Genomic DNA, 21,138 nt, shown 5'->3' with positions numbered 1-21,138 from the left:
GCAGGTTTCGGGTTCATGCGCTGGAAGGAGTTGCGAATGAGACGGGTCGTAGTGACAGGCCTTGGCATCGTGTCGTCGATCGGCAACAATGCCAACGAGGTGCAGGCCTCGCTCCATGATGCCAGATCAGGCATCAGCCACTCCGATTCCTTCGCCGAACACGGCTTCCGCTGCCAGGTCTGGGGAGCGCCGACCCTCGACCCCTCGGCGCTGATCGATCGTCGCGCCATGCGCTTCCTGTCGCAAGGTGCGGCCTGGAACCATGTCGCCATGGACCAGGCGATCGTCGACGCTGGACTTGACGAGAACGACATCACCAATGAGCGCACCGGCATCGTCATGGGATCGGGCGGACCATCGACCAGAACCATCGTCGAAGCCGCTGAAACCACGCTCAAGAACGGCAGCCCCAAGCGCATCGGCCCGTTCGCCGTGCCGAAGGCGATGTCGTCGACCGCTTCGGCGACGCTCGCCACCTGGTTCAAGATCCACGGCGTCAATTATTCGATCTCTTCGGCCTGCTCGACCTCGGCGCATTGCATCGGCAATGGCTATGAACTGATCCAATGGGGCAAGCAGGACATGGTCTTCGCCGGCGGCCATGAGGATCTCGACTGGACGATGTCGGACCTGTTCGACGCGATGGGCGCCATGTCCTCCAAGTTCAACGACCGGGCGTCGGCTGCCTCGCGCGCCTATGACGTCGATCGCGACGGCTTCGTCATTGCCGGCGGCGCCGGCGTGCTGGTCCTGGAAGAGCTCGAGCACGCCAAGGCGCGCGGCGCAAAGATCTACGCCGAGGTCGTCGGCTATGGCGCGACCTCCGACGGCTACGACATGGTGGCGCCCTCGGGCGAAGGCGCGGTGCGCTGCATGCGGCAGGCGCTGGCGACCGTCTCTTCGCCGGTCGACTACATCAACACGCACGGCACCTCGACGCCGGTCGGCGACTCCAGGGAAATGGGCGCGATCCGCGAGGTGTTCGGCGAAAACATGCCGTTCATCACCTCAACGAAATCACTGACCGGCCATTCGCTGGGTGCAGCCGGCGTGCAGGAATCGATCTACTCGATCCTGATGATGCAAGGCGGCTTCATCGGCGAGAGCGCCCATATCGAGCAGCTCGATCCGGAATTCGAGGGTATGCCCATCGTGCGAGAGCGCATCGACGATGCCAGGATCGACACCGTCTTGTCCAACTCGTTCGGTTTCGGCGGCACCAACGCAACGCTGATTTTCCAGCGCTATTCCGCATAAGGACTGCCGACCATGGACGGATTGATGAAGGGCAAGCGCGGGCTTGTCATGGGTGTGGCCAACGACCATTCGATCGCCTGGGGCATCGCCCGGAAACTGTCCGAGCATGGGGCGGAACTCGCCTTCACCTATCAGGGCGAAGCCTTCGGGCGCCGGGTCAAGCCGCTCGCCGACAAGCTCGGCTCGTCGCTGGTCATCCCGTGCGACGTCGAGGACAGCGCATCGGTTGCCGCTACCTTCGAGACCTTGGGCGAGGCCTGGGGCGGGCTGGACTTCGTCGTCCACGCTATCGGCTTTTCCGACAAGAACGAGCTGAAAGGCCTTTACGCCGACACCAGCCGCGACAATTTCGTCCGCACCATGGTCATCTCCTGCTACTCCTTCACCGAGGTCGCCCGCCATGCGGCCGCGTTGATGAAGGACAGCGGCTCGATGATCACGCTGACCTATGCCGGTTCGGTCCGCGTCATGCCGAACTACAACGTCATGGGCGTCGCCAAGGCCGGGCTGGAAGCCAGCGTCCGCTATCTCGCCAACGACTACGGCCCGCGCGGCATCAGGGTGAACGGCATATCCGCCGGACCGGTGCGGACACTGGCCGGCGCCGGGATTTCCGACGCACGCCACATGTTTTCATACCAGCAGCGCAACTCGCCGCTGCGCCGCACTGTGACCATCGATGAAGTCGGTGGTTCCGCGCTCTATCTCCTGTCCGATCTCTCGTCGGGCGTCACCGGCGAAATCCACTATGTCGATTCCGGCTACCACATCGTCTCGATGCCGGCGCTCGACGAGCTGAAGCGGACCGACAGCGGACGGGATTAGTTCGGCCGCAGAAGATGCCTTGGCCCGATGAACCCGCTCTCAGCGGCGCGCCGCGAAAATCTTGAACATGCCATCGCGGGCGATCTCGGCATGGCTGGAGAAGGCGGCCGCCAGCACCGGCTCGTAGGGAAGCTGGCGGTTCGCCACCATGAACAGCCGTCCACCCGGCTTCAGCGCCTTCACTGCTGTGCGGATCATGCCGGCGCCGATCTCCGGTTCGGTCGCCCGGCTGCGATGGAAGGGCGGGTTCATGACGATTGCGTCATAGCGGCGCTCGACCGGCTCGCCCAAAAGATCGATCCAGAAGAAACCTGGTTCCGCCGCTGTGTTGCCGATATTGCCTTTCGCCGCCTCCAGCGCATCGAACTCGGCCTCGTAGAGATCGAGCGCCGATATGCCAGGTGAGCGGGCGGCGACCTCGGCCGCCACATAGCCCCAGCCGGCGCAGAAATCGGCAACGCTGCCACGCAGATCGCCGGGCAGATTGTCGACCAGCAATCTCGAACCTGCATCGATCTTGTCGAAAGAGAACATGCCTGGCGCGGTACGGAACTTGTTCTCGACCAGAAGGGCCGGATTGGCCGCGCGAAGTGCCGCTGCGGCCGCGGCATCGGCCGGTCGATGAAACCAGAAGGCGATGCCGTGATGTTTCGGCAAATGGCCGTCGAGCGGCACAAGCTCGTCGATGCGCTTGCGCAGGCTGGCAATGCCGTCGTCCTTGGCGCCGGCAACGATAATCGATCCGCCCGGCCTCACACACTCGATCGCCTCAGCGATGCGCAATTCGTTTTGCCCGCGATGGCGGCCGGCAAGCACTAGTGCCACATCGAAACCTTCGCTCTCCAGGCGCGGCGTGACGGTGAAACCGGCACCCTGCAGCGCGCGGAAATGCGGCCGGAAGCCTTGCACCAGATGCAGTGCTGCATCGAAGCCTTCGGGCAGGCGGAAGCCCGGTTCAGCGCCCAGAAAGAGGACACGCTCGCCCTTACGCGGCAAGGAAACAGCCTCAGCCTCGAACGGATGGAACAGTGTCTTCAGCGGCTCGGCGGACATTTTTCGATCTCGAAGTGCAGCTGGATTGCTTTGAAAATTGAAACGGGCGCGACCTGTAGGCGCGCCCGTTCCGATTGTACCGCTTCGCATCGGCCCGAATAGCAATCGATTTCGGAAAGCACGATGCGAACATTCAAAGCCTTCGACGTGCGTCCAATTGGACGCACGTCGCTCTAAATCGCTCAGGCGGCGTCTTCTTCGCCGTCGGCCTTCTTGTCGCGGGCGATTTCCTTGCCGGTGGCCTGGTCAACGACCTTCATCGACAGGCGGACTTTGCCGCGCTCATCGAAGCCCATCAGCTTGACCCAGACCTTGTCGCCTTCCTTGACGACGTCGGAGGTCTTGGCGACGCGATCATTGGCGAGCTGCGAGATGTGGACGAGGCCGTCACGCGGACCGAAGAAGTTGACGAAAGCGCCGAAGTCGGCGGTCTTGACGACCGTGCCCTCGTAGATTTCGCCGACTTCCGGCTCGGCGACGATTGTGTGGATCCACTTCTTCGCCGCTTCGATCTCCTTGGCGTTGGACGAAGCGATCTTGACCGTGCCGTCGTCCTCGATGTTGATCTTGGCGCCGGTCTTTTCGACGATCTCGCGGATGACCTTGCCGCCCGAGCCGATCACGTCGCGGATCTTGTCGGTCGGGATGTGCATGACCTCGATGCGCGGCGCGAATTCGCCGAGTTCGGAGCGCGCGCCGGACAGCGCATGGCCCATTTCGCCGAGGATATGCTGGCGGCCGTCCTTGGCCTGGTCCAGCGCGATCTTCATGATCTCCTCGGTGATGCCCTCGATCTTGATGTCCATCTGCAGCGAGGTGATGCCGTTGGCGGTGCCGGCAACCTTGAAGTCCATATCGCCGAGATGATCCTCGTCGCCGAGGATGTCGGAGAGTACGGCGAAGCGCTCGCCTTCCTTGATCAGACCCATGGCGATGCCGGCGACCGGCTTGGCCAGCGGCACACCGGCATCCATCAAAGCCAGCGAGGTGCCGCAGACGGTGGCCATCGACGACGAGCCGTTGGACTCGGTGATCTCCGAAACGACGCGCAGCGTGTAGGGGAACTGGTCCGATGTCGGCAGCATCGGGCGGATGGCGCGCCACGCGAGCTTGCCGTGGCCGATTTCGCGGCGGCCGGGCGACCCCATGCGACCGGTTTCACCGACCGAATAGGGAGGGAAGTTGTAGTGCAGGAGGAACTTCTCCTTGTACATGCCGGTCAGCGAATCGACATACTGCTCGTCCTCGCCGGTGCCGAGCGTGGCAACGACCAGCGCCTGGGTCTCGCCGCGGGTGAACAGCGCCGAGCCGTGGGTGCGCGGCAGGACGCCGACTTCGGAGACGATCTTGCGGACCGTCTTCAGATCGCGGCCGTCGATGCGCGAACCGGTGTCGAGGATGTTCCAGCGCACGACCTTGGCCTGGAGCTCCTTGAACACGGTGCCGATCTGCTCGGACGTATACTTGGCTTCCTCGCCTTCTGCGGGCGCGAACGCAGCCTTGACCTTCGCCTTGACCGCGTCGACGGCGGCATAGCGCTTCTGCTTGTCGGTGATCTTGTAGGCATCGCGAAGCTCGCCTTCAACGATCTTCAGCATCTCGGCTTCAAGCGCCGAATAGTCCGGCGCGGTGAAGTCACGCGGGTCCTTGGCGGCGACTTCTGCCAGCTTGATGATGGCGTCGATCACCGGCTGGAAGCCGCGATGGCCGAACATGACGGCGCCGAGCATCAGATCCTCGCCGAGTTCCTTGGCTTCGGACTCGACCATCAGCACGGCGTCAGAGGTGCCGGCGACGATCAGGTCAAGCTTGGATTCCTGCATCTCGTCGACATGCGGATTGAGCACATATTCGCCGTTGATGTAGCCGACGCGGGCGCCGCCGATCGGGCCCATGAAAGGGACGCCGGACAGCGTCAAAGCCGCCGAGGTGGCGACGATCGACAGGATGTCCGGGTCGTTTTCGAGATCATGCTGGACGACGGTGACAACGATCTGCGTGTCGTTCTTGTAACCGTCAGCGAAGAGCGGGCGGATCGGACGGTCGATAAGGCGGGAAACCAGCGTTTCCTTTTCGCTCGGACGACCTTCGCGCTTGAAATAGCCGCCCGGGATCTTGCCGGCGGCATAGGTCTTTTCCTGGTAGTTGACGGTCAGCGGGAAGAAATCAAGGCCGGGCTTCGGTTCCTTCATCGAAACGACGGTGGCGAGGACCTTGGTTTCGCCGTAGGTGGCGAGCACCGCGCCGTCAGCCTGGCGCGCGATCTTGCCGGTTTCGAGGATGAGCGGACGGCCGCCCCATTCGATTTCCACTTTGTGGTGATTGAACATGTCTTGTCCTTCATATGCGGAAAGGGCCGCGCCGTTCACCGTGCGCGAATGCCCCTTTCCCTTGGGTTCGTTTCTCGGGCAGCCACGGGCAAGACAACGGGAAGCTCGGTTATCGGCGCTTGCCGCGCGAGCATCCTGCAATCCTGCCCCATGACCGTCCATGGGCGGTTTCGAAAGGCCCTGTGCTATCTCGAAACCGGGTCTGGCCAATCGATCCGACTGGCCTTGCGCATGACCCGAAAACCGCGGCTCTCGGAAATGCCTTGCGCAAATTCAAAGTTTCAGAGCGTCCTATGTGCGCGTCCAGATCGATGCGCGGCGCTCTACTTCCTTCATTAGAGCAATGGACTGCTCCAATGCGCGACCGGCGGGCTCTCGAAAGAACCCGCCGGTCAATTCGTCAACGGCGCAGACCGAGCTTCTCGATCAGCGTCTGGTAGCGCGCGTCATCCTTGCGCTTGAGATAATCAAGCAGGCTGCGGCGTTGGGAGACGAGCGCAAGCAGACCACGGCGGGAATGGTTATCCTTCTTGTGGTCCTTGAAATGGTCGGTCAGGTTCTTGATGCGCTCGGAAAGGATGGCCACCTGGACTTCCGGAGACCCGGTATCGCCCTTGGCGGTTGCGAATTCACCCATCAATTCCTTCTTGCGCTCGGCAGTAATCGACATCGTGTTTTTCCTTATCTGTTTGAGGAAACGGGACGCCCTCGGCCGGGATGTCGTCCAGCAGGGGCCGGTACAAGCAAGGTGGCATTGCACGATGCTGCGGCGCATATAGTGCAATTCAGGCAAAAACACCAGCCCAATTCACAAGCTGGCTTTTTGCTGCACAAACAAAGATTTCGCTTCGGCTAAAGCCACTTCTTCCATCTGAAGAAAGCGACAAGCCCGAGCGCGGCAAGCGCCATGAACACGAGCGCTGCCGGATACCCGTATTGGGCCTTCAGCTCCGGCATGTTCCATGGCGAGGCTTCGGGATCGAAATTCATGCCCCACACGCCAGCGAGAAAGGTGAGCGGGATGAAGATCACCGAGACGATCGTCGGATAGCTGATGACGTCGCTGGTGCGTGCCTGGCTCAGCGACAGATGCATCTCGATCAGACCGGTCAGCATGTCGCGCTGGGTTTCGACCAGCTCGATCAGCCGAAGCGAGTGATCGAGCGTGTCGTTCAGGAAGATCTTGGTCTCGGGCTTCACATAGGGCACGTCGTTGCGGATCAGCGTCGCCAGCGCGTCGCGCATCGGCCAAAGCACCCCCTTCAGCACATTGGCGTCGCGCCGCAACTCGTGAAGCCGCCGCATCTGGTGCTTGTCCGACGCGCGCAGCATCTGGTCCTCGATGCTGTCGACCAATTCGCCGGCAGTCTCGATCGGCGGGAAATAGCTGTCGACAATGGCGTCGATCAGCGCATAGGCGAGATAGTCGGCGCCGCGTGCGCGCAGCCGGTTGGGCATCGAGCTTTCGATGCGCTTGCGCACAGGATCGAACGGATCGCCTTCGCGCTCCTGGAAGGTGACGACAAAGTTCCTGCCGAAGAAGACCGCGATCTGCTCGTAGCGATGCGCGGTGACGTCGTCGATCATCCTGACGACGACGAAGGCATGGTCCTCGAAGAAATCCACCTTGGGCCGCTGGCCGGTGTTGACGACGTCTTCCAGCGCCAGCGGATGCAGGCTGAAAATCCGGCCGATCTCCTCGATCAGTGGGATGTTGGCGAGACCGGTGCAATCGAGCCAGATGACCGGCCATGCGTTGCAATGAGCATTCAGGTCGTCGATGCTGGCATTTTCGATCGTCTCGAATTTGTCGGGCGACATCAGTGTCCGTCGCAGTTCGCTGCGCCGCGCCGCAGGGTCGGCGATCAGTGTCCCCGGTGATGCGCCGACCGGCGACCGCCGTGCTGTCACCGGCGCCCGCTTCTTGATCGTCTCGGCCTTTGCCATGTGCCCCTCGAATGTACCTCTGATCGAGATTAGACGACGGGACTCACCCGGCAAAGACCCGCTTCGGCTTGAACATGCCTTGCTCGATGGCGCCGATGGCGACCAGCTTGCCGCGCGCCGTAGCGCAGGCTTCCTCAGCTTCCACCGGCGCGTCGCGGCCACGGATGATGACCGGATTGCCGAGGCGGATCTTTGTTGCCGCGTCGTCGCTGATCGCGATCTGCGGCAGGCAGTCGAGCGCGGCTGATGTGTCGACCAAAAACGCGTCGATGGCATCGAAGTCGACCGGCGAATCCACCGCGCCCGCTGAATCCGAACCTTCGTCGCCCTGTTCGCCGAAGCGGGCGGCTTCCAGCTCGGCGATGGTGACCAAGTCTTCCTGCGTGAACGGCTCGACCTCGATCCGGCGCAGTTCGGCGATGTGACCGAAACAGCCGAGATCGCGGCCCAAGTCGCGGGCCAGCGAGCGGACATAGGTGCCCTTGCCGCATTCGACCTCGAAAATGCTGCTGTCAGCATTGTGCTCGATCAGGTCGATGCGGCCGATCTCGACTTCCCGCGCCGGAATGTCGACCGTCGCGCCGTCGCGGGCAAGGTCATAGGCGCGCTCGCCTGCGATCTTGATGGCCGAAAATTGCGGCGGCGTCTGCATGATGACGCCGGTGTATTTCGGCATCAGCAAAAGCACATCGGCTTCAGCCGGACGCTGGTCGGAGCTTTTCGTCACCGGACCTTCGAGGTCATCGGTCGAACGCTCCTCACCCCAGGCAACGGTGAAGCGGTAGACCTTGGCGCCATCCTGGACATAGGGCACGGTCTTGGTCGCTTCTCCGAGCGCGATCGGCAGCATGCCGGAAGCGAGCGGATCGAGCGTGCCAGCATGGCCGGCCTTTTCCGCCTGGAACAGCCATTTGATCTTGGAGACGGCTTCGGTCGAACCCATGCCGACGGGTTTGTCCAGCACCAGCCAGCCGGAGATCGGCCGACCCTTCTTCTTGCCGCGACGCGCCACTATTTTTCGTCCTTGTCGTTGTCTTTGTTCTGGACGCCGATCTGGGCGTCGGGGCCGAGATCGCGCGCCACTTCGGGCGAGTGCAACAATTCGTTGATCTTCTGGAAATTGTCGTAGCTGGTGTCGAGCCGGAAGCGGAATTCCGGCATGTACTTCATCTGCCGGAGCGCGCCGGAAACGCGGCCGCGCACGAATTTCGCATGCTTGTTGAGCGCCTCGACCACCCCATCGGCATCACTGGCGCCAAGCGGCGAGACGAAAGCGGTGGCGATCTTCAGATCGGGCGACATGCGTACTTCCGAGACCGAAACCACCGAATTCTCGATCAACGGATCGAGGATCTCGCCACGCTGCAAGGTTTCCGACAGCGCATGACGCACCTGCTCGCCAACGCGAAGCATGCGCTGGGATGGACCTGACGTGGTTGAACGCGGCATTTTTCTCTATCCTGAAATCATGAGGCGCGGGATGGGACCGTGCCGCATGTCTCATATGCTTTAGAGCCTGATCCATCCGATATGAATCGGATGGATCAGGCTCTATCTTTTTGATTGACCATGATCTTCTCCGAAAACCGGATTCCACTTTTCGGATCATGGTTTAGGCGGCGGCCTTTCGACCACCGCCCGGTTTGGCCCGGAATACTCGAACTCAGAGCGTCCTGGTCACCATCTCGACGCGGAAGCACTCGATGACGTCGCCGACGCGCATGTCTTCGTAGTTCTGGAAGGCCATGCCGCATTCCTGGCCACCCGGAACCTCCGCAACTTCGTCCTTGAAGCGCTTCAGCGTCTTCAGCGTGCCTTCGTGGATGACGACGTTGTCGCGGATCAGGCGAACGCCCGCACCGCGCTCGACCTTGCCTTCGGTGACACGGCAGCCGGCGATCTTGCCGACCTTGGTGATGTCGAAGATCTCGAGGATCTCGGCATTGCCGATGAAGGTCTCGCGACGCTCCGGCGACAGCAGGCCGGACAGCGCCGCCTTCACGTCATCCACGAGGTTGTAGATGATCGAGTAGTAGCGGATCTCGATACCTGCAGCCGCGGCCGCCGCACGCGCCTGCACATTGGCGCGAACGTTGAAGCCGATGATTGCGGCACCCGAGGTTTCCGCCAGCGACACATCGCTTTCGGTGATGCCGCCGGCGCCGGCATGAACGATGCGCGCACGCACCTCGTCGGTGCCGAGCTTGTCCAGCGCCGCGCTGATTGCCTCGATCGAGCCCTGCACGTCGCCCTTGATGACCAGCGGGAATTCCTTCAGGCCGCTCGTCTGCAGTTGCGACATCATCTGTTCGAGCGAGCCGCGCTGGCCGGCATGCTTGGCCACCGCCTTCTCACGCGCCAGACGCTGGCGATATTCGGTGATCTCGCGGGCGCGGGCCTCGTTGTTGACGACGGCGAAGCGGTCGCCGGCCTGCGGGGTTCCCTGCAAACCGAGCACTTCCACCGGCATAGCCGGCGGCGCTTCCTTGATCTGCCCGCCGCGGTCGTTGACCAGCGCGCGCACCCGGCCCCATTCGTTGCCGGCAACGAGGATGTCGCCAGGCATCAGCGTGCCGGTCTGGACCAGCACCGTGGCGACGGGGCCGCGGCCCTTGTCGAGCTGGGCTTCGATGACGACGCCCTCGGCGGTGCGGTCCGGATTGGCCTTCAGGTCGAGGATTTCGGCCTGCAGCAGGATCGCTTCGAGCAGCTTGTCGAGATTAATGCCCTTGGTCGCCGAGACTTCGACGTCCAGCACCTCGCCGCCCATCGATTCGACGAAGACTTCATGGCGCAGCAGTTCAGAACGTACCTTCTGCGGATCGGCGTCATGCTTGTCGATCTTGTTGATCGCCACAATGATCGGAACGCCAGCCGCCTTGGCATGGCTGATCGATTCGATCGTCTGCGGCATCACGCTGTCGTCGGCCGCCACGACGAGGATGGCGATGTCGGTCGCCTGAGCGCCACGGGCGCGCATCGCCGTGAAGGCGGCGTGGCCGGGCGTGTCGATGAAGGTGATCTTGTGACCGTTCTTCTCGACCTGATAGGCGCCGATATGCTGGGTGATGCCGCCGGCTTCGCCGGATACGACATTGGCATTGCGGATGGCGTCGAGCAGCGACGTCTTGCCGTGGTCGACATGGCCCATGATGGTCACCACCGGCGGACGCGGCTCGAGATCCTCGGGGCGATCGGCGATGTTGAACAGGCCTTCCTCGATGTCGGACTCGGCGACGCGGCGAACTGTGTGGCCGAATTCGGTAGCGACCAGCTCGGCCGTGTCGGCGTCGATGACGTCGCCCGGCTTCAGGATCTGGCCTTGTTTCATGAAGAACTTGACCACATCGACGGCGCGCTCGGACATGCGCTGCGCCAGTTCCTGGATGGTGATGGTTTCGGGCAGTATCACTTCGCGCATGACTTTCTCGCGCGGTTCATTATGCAGCGCGCGCTTGAATTTCTCCTGGCGCCGACGCATCGACGACAGCGAACGCGCACGCGCATCCTCATCGGAAAGTGCGGCATTCAGCGTCAGCTTGCCGCGGCGGCGATCTTCCTCGCCCTTGGTCGGCTTGGCTGGACGCGCCACTTCGGGCGTGACCGGACGGCGCACCGGGGCACCGGCGCCGATCCGCTTCGGCTTGACGTCCTCGTCGTCGACTGTCGCCAGTTCGGCGGCCAGCGGCGCGCGGCGGCGCGCCTCTTCCTCGGCACGCCGGCGGGACTCGGCCTCGGCCTGCAGCCGGGCTTCTTCCTCGGCCTGGCGGCGCGCGGATTCCTCGCGCTCGCGACGGCGGCGCTCTTCATCCTCGGCGCGGCGCTTGGCCTCTTCGATGGCGCGCTGGCGATCTTCGACATCGCGCACCTTTGAACCCTCAAGAGCCCGGCGGCGCGCCTCCATCTCATTGCGCGACAATTCGTTCAGCACCATGCCGCCGCGTTCGACCGGCGGCGGAGGCGGCGGCGCCTTGGGCGCTTCCTGCACAACCGGCGCTGCCGCGACCTGCGGCTTCGGAGTGAAGACGGACACAGGGGCAGCGGCCGGCTCCGGCTTGTCGCCGGGCAGCGAGAACTTGCGCTTCTTGGTCTCAACCACGACCGCCTTGGTGCGGCCATGCGAGAAGCTCTGGCGCACGGTGCCCTGCTCCGTACCGGGGCGCTTCAGCGTCAAGGTCTTCTTCGGCGTAACACTCAGCGTCTTGTCGTCGCCCGATTTCGTATCGTTCATTCCACATCCTCTGCGGCATCATCTTCGTCAGCAACGGCCGCAAGCATTGCCAGATCGTCCGGGGAACCGCCCCGATACCGGTCGAGCGCAACCATGCGCTTCTGGACCGCCCTGCCCGCGTCTCCCGCGAGAACGGCAGCATGTATCACATTTGTACCCCCCAATGCCAAGCTCAACTCGGCCTTGGAGAAAAGTTTGTAGGCAGGGATGGCGGGGCCGCCGAGGTGGACGGTTGCCCGTCGCGCCTGGCTGATCTTGCGGACGCCGTCATCTGACGCCTCGGTCGCATGCAACACGAAAAGCGCCAGCCCACCACGCACCGCGCTCTCGACCTTAGTGGCGCCGAGCGCGATCGCACCTGCCTTGCGGGCAAGACCGAGCATGCCCAGAGCGTATCTGGAAAGCAGCCCGTCGACCATGCCGCCGAGATCGGTCGGCACGGTCACCTGCGCCTTGAAGGCGCGAGCGAACAGGTTTTTCGCTGCCGCCTTGTCGATATGTAGGCGGTCGGCAGTCACCCAGCAACCGCGGCCGGGCAGGTTTTTCTTAATATCCGGAACGACGCCCGAATCCGGGCCGACGACGAAACGGATCAGTTCATCCGGTTCGGCCTGTCTGCGCGTGACGATGCAAGTGCGATCGTTCATCTCGTCCAAGGGCGGTTTGTGTGCGATGCGGTTTCACCTCACGCACCAACGGCTTCGTCAGCCGGCACGTCTTCGGCTGCAAGCTCGTCTTCGGTGATCCAGCCGGCCTTGAGGCGGGCAGCCAGAACCATCTGCTCGGCATCGGCCCGCGACACGCCGTGATTGGCGAGCACACCCGGGAATACCTTCGTCTCGCCGTCCTTGCGTTCCTTCCAGCCGGTCAGGTCATCGGCCGCATAGCCGGCGAAATCCTCGATCGTCTTCACGCCGTCTTCGCCGAGCGTCACCATCATGGCGGTGGTCACGCCTGGAATATCACGCAACTCGTCCTTGACGCCCAACGCCTTGCGTTTCTCGTCATGCTCGGCTTCGATCTTCTCCAGATATTCGCGGGCGCGGGCCTGGATTTCCGACGCGGTGTCCTCGTCGAAGCCGTCGATCGACGCGATCTCGTCGGCATCGACATAGGCGACTTCCTCGACGCTGGTGAAGCCTTCCGAGGCGAGCACCTGGCCGACCATCTCGTCGACGTTGAGCGCATCCATGAACAGCGCCGAGCGTTCGACGAACTCCTTCTGGCGGCGCTCGCTCTCTTCCTGCTCGGTCAGGATGTCGATATCCCAGCCGGTGAGCTGCGAGGCGAGGCGGACGTTCTGGCCGCGGCGGCCGATGGCCAGCGACAGCTGGTCGTCCGGCACCACGACCTCGATGCGTTCGGCGTCCTCGTCGAGCACGACCTTGGCGACTTCCGCCGGCTGCAGTGCGTTGACGATGAAGGAAGCGGCCGAAGGCGACCACGGAATGATGTCGATCTTCTCGCCCTGCAATTCGCCGACCACCGCCTGAACGCGGCTGCCGCGCATGCCGACGCAGGCGCCGACCGGATCGATGGAACTGTCACGCGAGATGACGGCGATCTTGGCGCGCGAACCGGGATCGCGGGCGACCGACTTGATCTCGATGATCCCGTCGTAGATTTCCGGCACTTCCATGGTGAACAGCTTCGCCATGAACTGCGGATGGGTACGAGACAGGAAGATCTGCGGACCGCGCTGCTCGCGGCGCACATCATAGACATAGGCGCGGACGCGATCGCCATATTTGTAGTTTTCGCGCGGGATCAGTTCGTCGCGGCGGATGATCGCCTCGCCGCGGCCGAGATCGACGATGACGTTGCCGTATTCGACACGTTTGACAGTGCCGTTGACGATCTCGCCGATACGGTCCTTGTACTCGTCGTACTGGCGGTCACGCTCGGCCTCGCGCACCTTCTGCACGATGACCTGCTTGGCCGACTGGGCGGCGATGCGGCCGAAATCCATCGGCGGCAGCTGTTCGGCAATGAAGTCGCCGAGCTGAGCGTCGGGATTGCGCTCACGCGCCGAGGAAATGGCGATCTGCGTCGCATAATCGTCGACCTTCTCGACCACTTCCATCAGCCGCTGCAGCTTCATCTCGCCGGTATTCGGATTGATGTCGGCACGGATGTTGGTTTCTTGGCCATAGCGCGAGCGCGCCGCCTTCTGGATCGCATCGGCCATAGCCGCGATGACGATTGACTTGTCGATCGACTTCTCACGCGCGACCGCATCGGCGATCTGCAGCAGTTCAAGCCTGTTTGCGCTTACAACCATCTTTTTTCTCCCGAGCTTGTTGCCGAGCCTTTGCGCCCGGCAGCCCAATCACATTTTCTGTTCGGTTTCATCTTCCGCGCCCGCTTCTACACCCTCTTCTACGCCCTCTGGCGCGTCTTCGGGCTCGTCGCGGCGCTTCTTGGCTTCCTTGCGCGCCCTGTTGTCCTTCGACAACGCGTCGCGGATAAGGTCGTCGGTCAGGATCAGCCGTGCTTCGGCAATCGCATCGTAGGGCACGCGCACCGTCGGCTGTTCGCCATAGGCGGCCTTGTCGCGCTCGATCAGCACGCCGTCCGCGTCGCTCTCGGCGATCTTGCCCTTGAAGCGCTTGCGGTCGGCGACGAGGACCGAGGTTTCCATCTTCACCAGATGACCCGTCCAGGTCGCGAAATCCGACTTGCGGACCAGTGGCCGGTCGATTCCCGGCGACGACACTTCGAGATGATACGCCTTTTCGATCGGATCATCGACATCGAGCGCCGGCGACACCGCCCGGCTGACCTCTTCGCAGTCCTCGACGGTCATGGTGCCATCCTCGCGTTCGGCCATGATCTGCAGCGTCAGCCCGTTCTGGCCCGTCAGATGCACCCTGACAAGTCGGAAGCCGATGGCACGCAGCACCGGCTGCACGATCAGCGCGATGCGCGCATCGATGCCGCTTTCGCGGATGATGCGATCGTCGCTGTGGGGTACGGTTGCCGTCATTCTATTCCTGTCGCTTCACGGCGGCCGGAAGCTAACAAAAAAGAGCGGGACCGGGTGGACCCACTCTTCGCCATACCGACCAAGAATTTGAGCTTGATATAGACGATCGCGGCCGTCGTTTCAAGTCCGCATGCAGGGTATGATGCAGGGTATGGCGAAAGTGTCGGGGGCGGCAGCGTTGCACAGGGCGCATGGCGGCCATGCGGCAACGGCCCTGTGATATCAGGCAATACGCGCCTATTTATGTTGCGCTGCACAAATTCAATCAGCCATCGCAGCAGGCGAAAGGGCATAATCATGACCAACCGCAAGGTTTTCTCGGCCATCGGCGATTTCTTCACCGTGTTCGGCAGCGCCGTCGCCGCTTCACACGCCGTCGAAACCGGCCGCAAGCCGCGCGCGCGCGATCTGCGCAATCTTGGCATGGATCCGGTCGCCTTCGACAAGATCGGCCGCTTCTAAGACCGGCGACGCAGGGCGAGGACATCTTTGGTCCTCGTCGACGGCAAAGCGCGATGCGCGATGCGCGATGCTTAACGAAGTATGCCTATCTTCGGACGAAGGTAAGATAGGCCGGCCGACGGCCTTCGCGAACGGCTTTCGCCTCGTAGCGTGTACCCGGCCAACCCTCATAGGGCCGATGCCAGTCGGCTGCCTCTTCAGCCTGCCACGCAAACGCATCATGTGCGCGGCAATGCAGCAGCGTCCAGTTCACATAGCTATCGATATCGGAAGTAAAGCGGAATTTTCCGCCTGACTTCAGGACGCGAGCGAAACGGTCGAGATTGACCGGACTGACGAAGCGGCGCTTCCAGTGTTTCTTCTTCGGCCAGGGATCGGGATAGAGAAGGTCGATGCCGTCGAGCGAGGCTTGCGGGAGCCAGTCGAGCAGGCGCGTGGCGTCGTCGTCATGGACCCGAAGATTGGCAAGCGGCTGTTCCCTGACCGCCATCATCATCTTGGCCATGCCGTTGACGAAAGGCTCGACGCCGACAAAACCGGTCTCAGGAGCCGCCGTCGCCCGATGCAGCAGGTGTTCGCCGCCACCAAAACCAATTTCGAGATGAATGGCGCGGACATCGGCTTCGAACAGGCTGCGCAATTCGGCCGGCGGTCCAGCCGTCAGATCGAGCCGGTAGGTGCTGAAGCCCCTTTCCAGTGCCGCCGCCTGCTGCGGACGGATGGTCTTGCCGCGCCGGCGACCGAAAAATGCTTCGGTCGCACGGCTTGGCCGGCCTTTCGGATCCATGACTTTCGGATCCATGTCTTTCGGATCCATGTCTTCCGGATCTATGGACGCCGCGGCTAGGCCGCGACTGCTTCGGCGGGCGCTTCGGTGAGTGCGTCCTTGAGCGCCTTGGCGAGGTCGGTCTTTTCCCAGGAGAAGGACCCGTCGCGGCCGGCCTTGCGGCCGAAATGGCCGTAGGACGACGTCTTGGCGTAAATCGGCTTGTTGAGATCGAGATGGCGGCGGATGCCGGACGGCGACAGGTCCATCACGGTGCGCAGCGCATGCTCGAGCTTTGCCTCATCGACCTTGCCGGTGCCGTGCAGGTCGACATAGACCGACAGCGGCTGGGCGACGCCAATGGCATAGGAAAGCTGGATGGTGCAGCGATCGGCGAGCTTGGCCGCCACCACGTTCTTGGCGAGGTAGCGTGCCGCATAGGCTGCGGAACGGTCGACCTTGGTGGTGTCCTTGCCGGAAAAAGCACCGCCGCCATGGGGCGCAGCACCGCCGTAAGTGTCGACGATGATCTTGCGCCCGGTCAGGCCGGCGTCGCCGTCGGGCCCGCCGATGACGAACTTGCCCGTCGGGTTGATGTACCAGTTGCAGCTGTCGGCGATCCTCAGGTCGCCTAGCGCCTCGCGAATATAGGGTTCGACGACGTTGCGGACCTTCTTCGAATCCCAGCTGGCGTCGAGGTGCTGGGTGGACAGCACGATTTGCGTCACTTCCGCCGCCTTGCCGTCGACATAGCGGACGGTGACCTGGCTCTTGGCGTCCGGCCCGAGCCGGCCGGCATCGCCATTACCCTCATGGCGCGCGGCGGCCAGCAATTCGAGGATCTTGTGGCTGTAGTAGATCGGCGCCGGCATCAGATCCGGCGTCTCGCGGCAGGCATAGCCGAACATGATGCCCTGGTCGCCGGCCCCTTCCTCGCCTTGCCGGTCGGAGGCATTGTCGACGCCCTGGCCGATATCCGGCGACTGCCCGTGCAGCAGAACCTCGATCTTTGCCGTCTTCCAGTGGAACCCGGCCTGTTCATAGCCGATTTCGCGGATCGCCTTGCGCGCGGCCGACTTGAACTTCGCCGGATTGACAAGCGGATGACCGGCGGTATCCATCAGGATGTTGCCGGCCTTGTCCTTCTTGAGCAGGGTCTCGGGGACGCGCACTTCGCCGGCGATGACGACGCGATTCGTGGTCGCCAGCGTTTCGCAGGCGACGCGGACCTTCCAAGGGTCCATGCCGGTCTTTCTGGCCTCGCGATAGACCAGATCGACGATCTCGTCGGAGATGCGGTCGCAGACCTTGTCGGGATGACCCTCGGCAACGGATTCCGAGGTGAATAGATAGTTTTGCCGCGTCACGGGTGTCCCCTCTTGAAAAAATATCGGCACGCTGCCGATTGGCGCGCCACGTGTTAGCTGTGCCGGGCGGCGCTCGTCAAGCGGTGCGGCCATTCTGGCATGAAAATCGCGCTATTATCTTGTACCACTGTGACCTTGTAGCGTGCTTAAAGCGCGTTGTGGCTGAGCGGATCCATGCGACGCGCCTTAAGTTCTTGTTTTTATGCATGTCGTCATCGCAAAACCGTTGCGCATCCTCGGTTCAAGCCCGAGGCCATGCCTTTGCGCGAGATGCATCAGCTCCAACGCGTATTCAGCTTCAACACATTGATGAAAAAGACTTTGAGCATGGGTGTCGAGCAAAATCGATCCGCTCTCGGCATGCCTGCGGGATGCCAATTCCACGATGCGCGAGATCGCGAGAATTTTCCTGCCCCGCTATGACGGCCTCGCCATTTCGGACTTCAGCGGCCGCCAAATCAATCGGCCCAAATCAATCGGCCCAAGTCAATCGGCCAAAATCAATCGACTTCGTCGGCGGAAAGCGCCTTCACAAGCTCGATAACCTTGCGGCGTATCTTCACGTCGGCGATCTTGACGAAGGCCCGGTTGAGTTGAAGACCTTCAGGACTGCCGCAGAATTCGACGGCAGAAGCCATTGATGCATCCTCGGCAAATCCGCGGTTGCCCACCGCCTCCTGGCCCGGAGCGTCCTCGAAAAAGAAAGCGACAGGCACGCCCAGTATCGACGCGATTGCCTGCAAACGGCTAGCGCCAACGCGATTGGTCCCCTTTTCGTATTTCTGTATCTGCTGAAACGTTATGCCGAGGTTCTCGCCCAGCTTTTCCTGACTCATACCCAACATATTGCGACGAAGCCTGATGCGACTTCCGACATGGATGTCGATAGGATTCGGCTTCTTCTTGTTTTCTTCTGCCATTTTTTCCTCGCCGAATTTTTCCGGCTTTTTGTGTTTTTTCTGCCCAAACGAAGCCGGCGGCCAGTGCCCCAACACAACAACGTACTGACTTCGAGAAATTTCAGGCCGTTACAGTATGAGTTTCTAATGTGTCGACTGTCAATTCGCCCGTAGCCGTTGCCTTACATTGAATGTGAAAGCGGCCAAGGCGAACAGCACCATGATCATCAGTCCGTTAATGCGTCTTTGGCGGGAAGAAACGATGGCTTGATCGGAAATCGGAACATGGACATCGATGGCTCCGCGCGCGTCGATCGCCAGCGCGTCGAGGATGCGTCCGCGCGGATCGACGACAGCGGAGATGCCGTTATTGGCTGCGCGCAACAAGGGCACCCCGTTCTCCACCGCACGAATCTGCGCCTGCCTGAAATGCTGGTACGGACCCGGCGTGTCACCGAACCACGCGTCGTTCGTGACATTCACAATAAGCTCTGCTGACGTAGCGTCAATCGCCACCAGATCGGGAAAGATGACTTCATAGCAAATGAACGGAAGCACGCGGATGCCGCCGGGCAGCGCGATCGGGTGCCGCTCATTGCCCGCCGCGTAGGTTGTCGGCCCGGCGACGAGCTGTTTGAGCCCCAAGCGGCCAAGCAGGTCGGCAAAAGGCAGATACTCGCCAAAGGGCACCAGATGAACCTTGTCGACTGCATCTGCGATTTGTCCCTTGTCGTCGATTGCCACTACCGAATTGTAGTACCGCCTGTCGGCATCTTCCGCCGACCCGCCCTCCTCCCGGACGACGCCGGCGATCAGCGTCTGGCCGTCGCCAAGCATCTCTCCCAGCGCGGTCAGCGCATCGGGACGCTCGGCGAAAAAAAACGGCACGGAGGTTTCCGGCCACAGGATCAATTGCGGCTTGTCATGGCTAGTCTCCGGGCCAGTCTCTGGGCCGGCCTCTGGCGCCTTGGCCGAAAGCCCCATCAGCGTAGCGAAGATCCGGTCGGGCACCGAAGCGTCCCACTTTTCGCTGAGGTCGACGGCCGGCTGCACGATGCGGACGTCGATTGCGCGGGTTTCGGGCTCGACCTTGGCAGCAAGCCTGATATAGCCGAAGCCGAGATGGGCCGCGACGAGAACGGCAACCAGTGCAGCCCCCAGGCGGACATGCCGGCGCGCCGCAAGCAGGGCCGGCAATGCAAAGACAAAGACCGCCAGCGCGTTGATGCCGACCATGCCGGTCACCGACACGCTCTGCATAAGCAAGGGCACCGGCATCGCCGCGTAGCCGACGGCATTCCAGGGAAAGCCGGTGAACAGAAAGTCGCGCAGCCATTCCGCCAGGCCGAAGCCGAAGGCAAGGGCGGCGATGCGGCCGATATCGTTGCTCCACAGCAGCCGGGCAACCGCTGTCGCGAAGCCATAGAAAAAGGCGAGCGCCAGCGGAATTCCGACCACTGCGAAGGGAAGCGCCCAGGCGAAACTGTCGGCCTCGACCAGAAGTGCCGAGCCGATCCACCACAGGCCGGCGAGAAAATAGCCGAAGCCGAACCACCAGCCGACGGCAAAGGCGGGCCGCAAATGCCGGAACCAGCCATCGGAGGCTTCGCCGGTTGCGCCGTCGAGGAGCCAGACCAGCAGCGGAAACGAAACGAAACAGACGGCAAAGAAATCGTAAGGCGCCTGGGCAAGAACCGCCAGCGCACCGGCGAGAAACGCCACAAGTGCGCGGCGCCAGCCCCAGAGCAGAATTATCCGGCCGGCCAGGCGCTTCATCGATGCTTCCGAGTCGTGCGAATCACGGCAGAAGATTTATCAGGCCACGGTCCACGCTCCAAACGGCCACCGCTTCAGCCACCGTGCCGGATTGAATTTCGGCAATCGACTCCTTGCGGACGTCCGACAATGGTCGTTTTTGGCTCACAGTCTGGATAGATGAACGAACGACTCAAGCTTCAACTCTCTAAGGTCTGCTGGATAGGTGGGGCGACTGACGCCGGCAAGACAAGCGTCGCATGTGAATTGTCGCGCAGGCATCGCGTGCCGGTATATCACTAGGATGTGCGCGATAGAAATGCGTTCAGCCGCTCCAGGACGAGATCCGGGGCTTCGAGCTGCGGTAAGTGACCGGCGCCAGGCAGTGTTTCGAACGATGCCTGCGGGATCAGCGCATGAAGCGCTTCGCCTCGCTCCAGCGGGATCCATGGATCGTCCTTGCCCCAGATTATCTTTACCGGACACCTGATATCCCCGAACGCCGGCTCGACTTCGGCGGTATATTTTTCGTCGGCTTGCGCGAATTGCCGATAGAAGCTTCCTCGGCAAGCCACGGCTCGACAAGTTTTTCGAAATCTCCGGAATCGATGTCATTTGCGATCGCCCCTTTGATATATGCCTCCACGACCGCTCTGTGGATATGCGGCGGCAGGCCCAGAAAGGCATCCACATGGCGACCGACATGATCGAAGAAACTCCGATCCCCAAGGGCGCATGGCGACGACATTCATCAGGACATACCGCTCGAAGTCGCAGCCATGCAGCAAATGCGCCCGTAGCGTCGTCGCTCCGCCAAAGTCATGGGCAACGACCATAGGCTGCTCAAGGTCCCAATGCGCAAGCATCTCGGCGAATACTTCTCCTTGCACATCGAGTGAGGTGCGCTGCTCCGCGGCTTTGGCGGATCGCCCGTATCCGGGCATATCGTACCAATGGACACGATACCGCCTTGCAAGGTCTGGAATAATCCGATGCCATGAGAATGAAGACCACGGCCAGCCGTGAGCCAGCACGAGCGCAGGCCCCCTACCAAATCGACCCGCTGCCACAGCGCCCGCAGACGTTTCCACGGTCTCATCGAGTTTCCACGACATCAGATATTCTCCTAGAGCACCGGCCCCATCCATTACTGAAACTCAGACGAGACGTGATCGGTGCCAGCCTTCGATCTGCAAATCGCCCAGCCGCTCAGCCTCCTCGCGTGGAACGGAGCGTCACCGACCGCATCTCGGAATGGAC

20 protein-coding genes are annotated in these 21,138 nt (G+C 62.1%); 4 read left to right on the top strand and 16 right to left on the bottom strand.

All coding sequences use genetic code 11. The features are described from left to right. The first annotated feature begins 36 nt into the window (after window positions 1-36). Together fabB and fabI are read left to right on the top strand one after the other, a co-directional pair. Window positions 37-1,257 (top strand): beta-ketoacyl-ACP synthase I, encoded by a 1,221-nt coding sequence (gene fabB, locus NMG70_RS10460; RefSeq protein WP_254024404.1) that lies wholly within the window; start codon window positions 37-39, stop codon window positions 1,255-1,257. A 12-nt stretch (window positions 1,258-1,269) separates the two neighbouring features. Further along, on the top strand, window positions 1,270-2,082 hold the full coding sequence (gene fabI, locus NMG70_RS10455; protein WP_254024403.1) for an enoyl-ACP reductase FabI: 813 nt from the start codon (window positions 1,270-1,272) through the stop codon (window positions 2,080-2,082). 39 nt (window positions 2,083-2,121) lie between these two features. On the opposite strand, the gene NMG70_RS10450 is transcribed toward fabI, so the two are convergent. The 10 genes from NMG70_RS10450 to rimP form a co-directional block, all read right to left on the bottom strand. Continuing rightward, window positions 2,122-3,135, bottom strand: coding sequence for a class I SAM-dependent methyltransferase (locus NMG70_RS10450; protein WP_254024402.1), 1,014 nt, complete (start codon window positions 3,133-3,135; stop codon window positions 2,122-2,124). 182 nt (window positions 3,136-3,317) lie between these two features. Then, window positions 3,318-5,465, bottom strand: a complete 2,148-nt coding sequence (gene pnp / locus NMG70_RS10445; protein ID WP_023802123.1) for a polyribonucleotide nucleotidyltransferase — start codon at window positions 5,463-5,465, stop codon at window positions 3,318-3,320. 400 nt (window positions 5,466-5,865) lie between these two features. Beyond that, window positions 5,866-6,240 carry a 30S ribosomal protein S15 gene (gene rpsO, locus NMG70_RS10440; RefSeq protein WP_292598464.1) on the bottom strand — a complete coding sequence of 125 codons (375 nt, stop codon included), beginning with the start codon at window positions 6,238-6,240 and terminating at the stop codon, window positions 5,866-5,868. Window positions 6,241-6,317: 77 nt separating this feature from the next. Beyond that, the gene (corA, locus tag NMG70_RS10435; protein WP_254024401.1) at window positions 6,318-7,412 is read right to left on the bottom strand and encodes a magnesium/cobalt transporter CorA; all 1,095 of its coding nucleotides are present in this window, start codon (window positions 7,410-7,412) and stop codon (window positions 6,318-6,320) included. Between the two features lie 43 nt (window positions 7,413-7,455). Next, complete coding sequence (gene truB, locus NMG70_RS10430; RefSeq protein WP_254024400.1) at window positions 7,456-8,424, bottom strand: tRNA pseudouridine(55) synthase TruB; 969 nt, start codon at window positions 8,422-8,424, stop codon at window positions 7,456-7,458. Further along, window positions 8,424-8,861, bottom strand: coding sequence for a 30S ribosome-binding factor RbfA (gene rbfA / locus NMG70_RS10425; protein WP_254024399.1), 438 nt, complete (start codon window positions 8,859-8,861; stop codon window positions 8,424-8,426). The genes truB and rbfA overlap by 1 nt, the downstream gene beginning before the upstream one ends. 214 nt (window positions 8,862-9,075) lie before the next feature. Then, complete coding sequence (gene infB, locus NMG70_RS10420) at window positions 9,076-11,643, bottom strand: translation initiation factor IF-2 (protein WP_254024398.1); 2,568 nt, start codon at window positions 11,641-11,643, stop codon at window positions 9,076-9,078. Then, window positions 11,640-12,290: an RNA-binding protein gene (locus NMG70_RS10415; RefSeq protein WP_254024397.1), complete on the bottom strand. Its 651-nt coding sequence runs from the start codon at window positions 12,288-12,290 to the stop codon at window positions 11,640-11,642. Before NMG70_RS10415 ends, infB begins: the two co-directional genes overlap by 4 nt. Before the next feature lie 38 nt (window positions 12,291-12,328). Beyond that, complete coding sequence (gene nusA, locus NMG70_RS10410) at window positions 12,329-13,924, bottom strand: transcription termination factor NusA (protein WP_254024396.1); 1,596 nt, start codon at window positions 13,922-13,924, stop codon at window positions 12,329-12,331. A 48-nt stretch (window positions 13,925-13,972) separates the two neighbouring features. Continuing rightward, window positions 13,973-14,629 (bottom strand): ribosome maturation factor RimP, encoded by a 657-nt coding sequence (rimP, locus tag NMG70_RS10405; RefSeq protein WP_254024395.1) that lies wholly within the window; start codon window positions 14,627-14,629, stop codon window positions 13,973-13,975. A gap of 297 nt (window positions 14,630-14,926) precedes the next feature. Between rimP and NMG70_RS10400 the strand changes: the two genes are divergently transcribed. Beyond that, the gene (locus NMG70_RS10400) at window positions 14,927-15,091 is read left to right on the top strand and encodes a hypothetical protein (protein WP_254024394.1); all 165 of its coding nucleotides are present in this window, start codon (window positions 14,927-14,929) and stop codon (window positions 15,089-15,091) included. An 85-nt stretch (window positions 15,092-15,176) separates the two neighbouring features. Here NMG70_RS10400 and trmB read toward each other — a convergent pair whose 3' ends face one another. The 5 genes from trmB to NMG70_RS10375 all read right to left on the bottom strand — a co-directional run bounded on the left by trmB (window position 15,177) and on the right by NMG70_RS10375 (window position 20,369). Then, complete coding sequence (trmB, locus tag NMG70_RS10395) at window positions 15,177-15,878, bottom strand: tRNA (guanine(46)-N(7))-methyltransferase TrmB (RefSeq protein ID WP_254024527.1); 702 nt, start codon at window positions 15,876-15,878, stop codon at window positions 15,177-15,179. Between the two features lie 56 nt (window positions 15,879-15,934). Continuing rightward, entirely contained in the window at window positions 15,935-17,224 is a 1,290-nt protein-coding gene (gene metK / locus NMG70_RS10390; protein WP_254024393.1) for a methionine adenosyltransferase, read from the bottom strand. A gap of 500 nt (window positions 17,225-17,724) precedes the next feature. Next, window positions 17,725-18,144, bottom strand: coding sequence for a helix-turn-helix domain-containing protein (locus NMG70_RS10385; protein ID WP_254024392.1), 420 nt, complete (start codon window positions 18,142-18,144; stop codon window positions 17,725-17,727). A 138-nt stretch (window positions 18,145-18,282) separates the two neighbouring features. After that, window positions 18,283-19,899 (bottom strand): apolipoprotein N-acyltransferase, encoded by a 1,617-nt coding sequence (gene lnt / locus NMG70_RS10380; RefSeq protein ID WP_254024391.1) that lies wholly within the window; start codon window positions 19,897-19,899, stop codon window positions 18,283-18,285. A 278-nt stretch (window positions 19,900-20,177) separates the two neighbouring features. Next, window positions 20,178-20,369 carry an alpha/beta fold hydrolase gene (locus NMG70_RS10375; protein WP_367185519.1) on the bottom strand — a complete coding sequence of 64 codons (192 nt, stop codon included), beginning with the start codon at window positions 20,367-20,369 and terminating at the stop codon, window positions 20,178-20,180. Here NMG70_RS10375 and NMG70_RS32900 point away from each other — a divergent pair. After that, window positions 20,295-20,585, top strand: coding sequence for a hypothetical protein (locus NMG70_RS32900; RefSeq protein ID WP_367185520.1), 291 nt, complete (start codon window positions 20,295-20,297; stop codon window positions 20,583-20,585). The two genes, NMG70_RS10375 and NMG70_RS32900, sit on opposite strands and share 75 nt — an antisense overlap. On the opposite strand, the gene NMG70_RS10370 is transcribed toward NMG70_RS32900, so the two are convergent. Continuing rightward, complete coding sequence (locus NMG70_RS10370; protein WP_254024389.1) at window positions 20,490-20,993, bottom strand: alpha/beta fold hydrolase; 504 nt, start codon at window positions 20,991-20,993, stop codon at window positions 20,490-20,492. The two genes, NMG70_RS32900 and NMG70_RS10370, sit on opposite strands and share 96 nt — an antisense overlap. Window positions 20,994-21,138: the final 145 nt, after the last annotated feature.

Source organism: Mesorhizobium ventifaucium (genome assembly GCF_935822925.1).
Taxonomy (GTDB): domain Bacteria; phylum Pseudomonadota; class Alphaproteobacteria; order Rhizobiales; family Rhizobiaceae; genus Mesorhizobium; species Mesorhizobium ventifaucium.
Note: the sequence above shows the minus strand (reverse complement) of the source record. Positions and strands in the feature narration are given on the sequence as shown.